This is a genomic window from Sulfuricurvum sp. (genome assembly GCF_049305995.1).
GTDB lineage: Bacteria > Campylobacterota > Campylobacteria > Campylobacterales > Sulfurimonadaceae > Sulfuricurvum.
The window spans coordinates 1-5293 of record NZ_JBAQPS010000167.1 but is presented as its reverse complement, the minus strand read 5'-3'; the positions used below and the strand labels follow the sequence as shown (position 1 = coordinate 5293).

Sequence of the window (5293 nt, the reverse complement as noted above, 5' to 3'; positions counted from 1 at the left end):
AAAGCGCGAACTCTTTCATTTTACCGACACCTCCGATGAGTGTATCAAATGCGGGAAGTGTATCCCTGTCTGTACGATCCACAACGTCAATGCCGATGAGGTAACCTCTCCTCGCGGATTTATCGATTTGCTCGGTGCCTATGAGCGGGGTCAGCTTGAACTCGACAAAAATGCCAAAGCGATTTTTGAGAGCTGTTTTTTATGTACCAACTGTACCGATGTGTGCCCTAAGGCATTACCGACTGATATGGTGATTGAGCAAGTACGTGCCGATCTCGCCGATAAATACGGGATTGCATGGTTTAAGAGGGTGTTTTTCTATCTATTACGCCACCGCAGCACCATGGATATTTTGTTTAAACTCGGGTACGTATTTCAGACGTGCGGATTTAAGCTCAAAGCAGAGATCAATTCGATGCAGCCGCGCTTTAATCTCCCGATCATCAAAAAAGATCGATTGTTGCCGTCGATGGGAAAAACCTCGTTTATGAACAGCTATCCTGAGAATATTCCCAACGGTGGGAAACGACGTGTGGCGATTTTTATCGGGTGTTTGGCAAACTACAACTATACCGAGATCGGTAAGGGACTTTTAGAAATTTTAGAGGCATTGAATGTCGATGCCTTTATCCCCAAAAAACAGTTGTGCTGTGGGGCACCTGCTTATTTTACGGGGGATTTTGCGACGGTCGATCATAACGCCAAAAAGAACATCGTCTATTTCGAGAGTTTTATCGATGAGGTCGAAGCGATTATTATCCCCGAAGCGACGTGCAGTGCGATGATCAAAATCGATTATGAGCACTTTTTCCACGATCAGCCCGAATGGTTAGCACGCGCCCAAAAACTCAAAGGTAAAATTTTTATGGCAACCGAGTGGCTGGAGCAAAAGACGGAGCTTAAAGCGCTGTTGGCATCCAAAGGTCGCGGTGATCTCACTGTCACCTATCATGACCCGTGCCACGCCCGTAAAATGCAAGGGGTTTATAAAGAACCTCGCGCCTTGGTCGGACAAAACTACACGATCACCGAGATGAGCGATCCGAACGCCTGCTGTGGTTTCGGCGGGGTGACGATGCAAACGGAAAACTTCCATTTTGCTCAGGCGGCGGGAAAACCCAAAGCCGCTATGATTGCTAAGACGGGAGCGCAAGTCGTGACCGCCGAGTGCAGTGCGTGCCGTATGCAGATTAATAACTCTTTGAGCGAAGCGGACGTGAATGTGGTCTTTAAAAACCCAATCGAATTGATTGCCGAGGCGTTACGCAAATGACCACCATGGAAGTCGAATCGTTTTTAGAGACGTTTCAAACTCTCGTAATGGCATCTCTCACCCTTGATGGGGTGCCACACGCAAGCACTGCCCCGTATGTACGAGTGGAGAATGATTTTTATATCCTCATCAGCACCGTTGCCCAACACGGACGCAATCTCTTATCAAATTCTAACGTCTCACTCCTCTTTGTCGAAGATGAATCGCAATGCGTTCAGCCCTTTGCCCGTAAACGAGTGACAATCGAGGCCGTTGCATCGGAACTAAGTCGAGAAGAGGATATGTATAGTATTGTCATCGAGCGTTTGAAAGCCCACTTTGATGCAGAACTGGTTGCCTCATTAACCCAAATGGGGGATTTCCATCTCTTTAAACTTTTCCCTAAAAGCGGCAGTGTGGTGATGGGGTTTGGTAGGGCGTACCGTTTGGATGAAAATTTGGAAGTGATGACTCAGATTATGGGTCAGCATCAAAAGGGTCATGGTAATGGATAAACTTCTCATCGTATGGAGCAGTGGCGAAATCGAAGTGGCGAAAAAATTGGTATTACTCTATGGCAGTGTCATTTTGCCGCGCGGGTATTGGGACGAAGCTCATCTGATGGTATGGGGTCCTTCAGCGAAGCTCTTGGCTGAAAATACCCAGTTACAAGAGATGGTTTCTAAAGTGATAGAGAGCGGTGTAAAAGCCTCTGTGTGTGTCGTATGCAGTGATGATTACGGAGTGACCGAACAGCTTCGTTCTTTAGGGATCGAACCGACCCATACGGGGGAGTTTTTGACGCAGGCACTCAAAAGTGACTGGAAAGTGGTGACGTTTTAACCCTAAGGGTGTACAATTGTTCACACCATCTATCGAAGGATTGATCGATGACAAAAGAGGATATATCTCAAAAACTAAAACTTCTCAAACCAAAATACGAAAACGAGGGGTTTATACTTCTCGGTTTTTTTGGGAGCTATGCACGTGATGAAGCGAATGAGCAAAGTGATATTGATATTTTGTACAAAATAAAAGATATAAACCAATATTTACAAAAATACAATGGGTGGAATGCGATTAACCATATCGTAGATACCAAAGAAGCATTGAAGCGGGATTTTCAAAAAGAGATCGATTTTGTCGATGTCGAAACGCTGAACGCTGTCGGTAAAAAATACATTTTAGCGGATGTCGTCAATGTCTAAATCGAAACTTGAATTTATACTTCAGATGGTCGATGATATTGAATACATTATTGCGCAACACAACGGCATTGTCACCGATGCCCTCTCTCATCGCATCTCTAAACCTGCTGTGTTGATGTCGCTTTTACAGATAGGTGAAACGCTGGGAAAAATGAAGTTTGAGAATGACATATTGGCTGAATATGCCAAAGGGGCTTACAATGTCCGCAACTTCATTGCGCACGATTATGAGGGGGTGAATATGGCGATTATCGAAAATATTGTACGGACGATGTTGAAACCTCTGAAAGAAGCGATACAAACTGAATTTAAAAAAGATGAGAAATGATTATTAGCCCCGAAACATTAGACACTAATACCGTCTATAAAATGATGAGCAACACCATCTTTCCGCGTCCTATAGCATGGATTTCGACGGTAGGTGCGGGGGGATTGAATCTCGCACCTTATAGTTATTTTATCCCTGTTTCCTCCAACCCACCGTGCGTTATGGTCTCATTCGGTGTACATGAAAACGGTGGACTGAAAGATTCGATTCGTAATATCATCGAGACGGGAAAAGCGACGATTTCACTCGCCCATGATGTTCATGCCAAATCTATCGAAAATTCAGCAGAAGCGTTTGAATACGGTGTCAGCGAAGCAGAACAATGCGCTATCGAGATGCGTGAAGTGATGGCGGAGTTTCCGCCGATGGTTGCCGATGCCCGCGCGGCATTACTCTGTTCCCTTCATCAAATCACGGAACTCAAAGATAGCCCGATGACTATCGCCTTTTTACGAATTGAGCATTTTTATTACGATGACGACGCGATCGATGAACGTCATAACGTAAATCTCGAAAACATCGGGCGAGTAGGGCGTGATTATCTCGTTGATGCGAAACGGATAAAGGTATAGATTCAATTCTTGTTTGCTATAATCGTTATAAGTAATGAGGCAAATATAACTTCATATTTCGTCACTCCCGCGAAGGCGGGAGTCTAGCTGGATTCCCGCCTTCGCGGGAATGACAAAGTGAGATTAAATAAGTATGCCTACTTAACTTAAAGTGGAAAGGGGAAAATAATGACAAGAGCTTTTATAGAACCAATCATCCTCAAACCTGAAAACGAAAAATACATCATCGAAGCTTTTTCTCCAGAAAATAGAAAACGCATACAAGAATTTAATAAAAATCAAGCAAAAAATCAAAGAAAAAGATTAGCAGGTAATAAGCTAAGTCTTAGTGACCTTTTATAGGCATTGAATATGAAATGCCATATTCCAGATTGTCCTGATACTGTTTATGAAAATGATTTATGCATTTTTCATTGTCCGAAGGATGATTGGTTTGATATTGTAGATGGTAAAAAGGATTGGTCAAAATCGCAAGATAAAGTTGATCAATTTTGGAAATTACTTCATCTGAAATTTAGTGTAGGGGATTATGCTTACGCGGGATACATTTTTCCAAAGTTTAATACTGATTGTTTTTTATCCTCGGAAAATTTGAAAGACTTTACTTCTCCTGTTTCGCTAAATAGAGCAATTTTTTTAGATGATGCATTATTCAATGCATGTCATTTTAAAGAAATTGTTTTTTTCGATCTAGCCAAATTTATAGGTGGATTTAATTTAGATAGTGGAAGCTTTAATCGTGTTGAAGCTGGATATCTTCTTTTAAATGGATCATTTAATATCAAAAATATGATTTTTGAGGAAAAAGCCTCTTTTAATGTATTCATATCGAATAAAATTAAAATAGACATGATTGGAATCAAGATTTTAAAAGATTTTACTTTTTCTATATTTGATAGTCCAATGCAAGAAATTTTTGATCATACATCTCAATAAGGAAAATTCAAAGAGTTTAGACATATCAAAAATCCACATTTAGAAAACTTTCACTTTTTTGGTGAAGTTAACGATAAGATATTTTGTAAGTTTTTATTTGCCGATGCTAAGATTGATCAAATGTTGATTAATAATCATAATAGTGGCTTGTTTATCTGTGAACAATTCAGTATCCAAAAAACATTAATATTAGATCATTTTATCAATTTTGGTAAGGCTCTTTTTGTTAATGTAAATATGAGAAATATTGAAAAAATATCTATTAGATCAGCAGTATTTGGTGATACATTTTTTGAAAATGTAAAATGGGGTCATCCTAATTTTAAATGTGATAGAGACATCTTTCGACAATTAAAAAATACATATGATAAACAGGCTAATTATATAGAAGCAAATAAGTTTTATGAGTTAGAGATGGAATCATATTCTAAAGAATTAAATGCAAATGTATCAAAAACTTGGCAAGAAAAAGCAGAATATGTTTTATTTTCGATAGGTAAATATATTTCAAATCATGGGCAAAATTGGTTATTAGCTGTATGCTGGATTTTGATTTTTAGCTTGTTGATGTTTTGTTGGCATCAAGGATATAAACTCAATATAGATGTACTAACAGATTATGCTAATTATTCTTTTAATAGTCACGAGTTTTGGAATGATTTAGCTAAGTTTGCCAATCCTTTTAGGCTTGATTTGAAAGATGATGATAAAGCATATATTACGTTACTACATAAGATTTTTTCGGGCTTTTTGATCTATCATTTTATCATCGCTTTGCGTAGAAATACGAAACGATAGTAGCGGATAATGTATGCAAAATGATACCTTTGATCGCTTAATCACTCAGATCACTACCGTCCACAATACTATTCAAACCGAAGCGATTCGAAGCGTTAGCAAAAGTTTAACGATCCGCAATTGGCTGATTGGGTATTACATCGTTGAATATGAGCAAAATGGGGCTGATAGAGCTAACTATGGTGATAAAGTTATTGAA

9 protein-coding genes and 1 pseudogene are annotated in these 5293 nt (G+C 39.6%); all 10 read left to right on the top strand.

Annotated elements, in window-relative coordinates:
- Positions 1 to 1273: (Fe-S)-binding protein (locus WA010_RS05735; RefSeq protein WP_422556187.1), on the top strand; the 1273-nt coding region annotated here is incomplete at its 5' end.
- Positions 1270 to 1767: a HugZ family protein gene (locus WA010_RS05730; protein WP_422556186.1), complete on the top strand. Its 498-nt coding sequence runs from the start codon at positions 1270 to 1272 to the stop codon at positions 1765 to 1767. The genes WA010_RS05735 and WA010_RS05730, both read left to right, overlap by 4 nt.
- The gene (locus WA010_RS05725; protein ID WP_422556185.1) at positions 1760 to 2095 is read left to right on the top strand and encodes a DsrE family protein; all 336 of its coding nucleotides are present in this window, start codon (positions 1760 to 1762) and stop codon (positions 2093 to 2095) included. Before WA010_RS05730 ends, WA010_RS05725 begins: the two co-directional genes overlap by 8 nt.
- Positions 2096 to 2142: 47 nt before the next feature.
- Positions 2143 to 2460, top strand: coding sequence for a nucleotidyltransferase family protein (locus WA010_RS05720; RefSeq protein WP_422556184.1), 318 nt, complete (start codon positions 2143 to 2145; stop codon positions 2458 to 2460).
- The gene (locus WA010_RS05715) at positions 2453 to 2788 is read left to right on the top strand and encodes a DUF86 domain-containing protein (protein WP_422556183.1); all 336 of its coding nucleotides are present in this window, start codon (positions 2453 to 2455) and stop codon (positions 2786 to 2788) included. The genes WA010_RS05720 and WA010_RS05715 overlap by 8 nt, the downstream gene beginning before the upstream one ends.
- Positions 2785 to 3360 (top strand): flavin reductase family protein, encoded by a 576-nt coding sequence (locus tag WA010_RS05710; RefSeq protein WP_422556182.1) that lies wholly within the window; start codon positions 2785 to 2787, stop codon positions 3358 to 3360. The genes WA010_RS05715 and WA010_RS05710 overlap by 4 nt, the downstream gene beginning before the upstream one ends.
- A 168-nt stretch (positions 3361 to 3528) precedes the next feature.
- Positions 3529 to 3702: a hypothetical protein gene (locus WA010_RS05705; RefSeq protein WP_422556181.1), complete on the top strand. Its 174-nt coding sequence runs from the start codon at positions 3529 to 3531 to the stop codon at positions 3700 to 3702.
- Positions 3703 to 3711: 9 nt separating this feature from the next.
- Positions 3712 to 4296, top strand: a complete 585-nt coding sequence (locus WA010_RS05700; protein ID WP_422556180.1) for a hypothetical protein — start codon at positions 3712 to 3714, stop codon at positions 4294 to 4296.
- Between the two features lie 120 nt (positions 4297 to 4416).
- Positions 4417 to 5094, top strand: a complete 678-nt coding sequence (locus WA010_RS05695; protein WP_422556179.1) for a hypothetical protein — start codon at positions 4417 to 4419, stop codon at positions 5092 to 5094.
- A 13-nt stretch (positions 5095 to 5107) separates the two neighbouring features.
- A pseudogene (locus WA010_RS05690) lies at positions 5108 to 5293 on the top strand (hypothetical protein); the annotation flags it as partial.

Bases quoted from the DNA above. Each gene is read 5' to 3' on its own strand.
- WA010_RS05715 (WP_422556183.1), top strand. From the start codon at position 2,453: ATGTCTAAATCGAAACTTGAATTTATACTTCAGATGGTCGATGATATT.
- WA010_RS05695 (WP_422556179.1), top strand. From the start codon at position 4,417: ATGTTGATTAATAATCATAATAGTGGCTTGTTTATCTGTGAACAATTC.
- WA010_RS05725 (WP_422556185.1), top strand. From the start codon at position 1,760: ATGGATAAACTTCTCATCGTATGGAGCAGTGGCGAAATCGAAGTGGCG.
- WA010_RS05705 (WP_422556181.1), top strand. From the start codon at position 3,529: ATGACAAGAGCTTTTATAGAACCAATCATCCTCAAACCTGAAAACGAA.
- WA010_RS05710 (WP_422556182.1), top strand. From the start codon at position 2,785: ATGATTATTAGCCCCGAAACATTAGACACTAATACCGTCTATAAAATG.
- WA010_RS05700 (WP_422556180.1), top strand. From the start codon at position 3,712: ATGAAATGCCATATTCCAGATTGTCCTGATACTGTTTATGAAAATGAT.
- WA010_RS05730 (WP_422556186.1), top strand. From the start codon at position 1,270: ATGACCACCATGGAAGTCGAATCGTTTTTAGAGACGTTTCAAACTCTC.
- WA010_RS05720 (WP_422556184.1), top strand. From the start codon at position 2,143: ATGACAAAAGAGGATATATCTCAAAAACTAAAACTTCTCAAACCAAAA.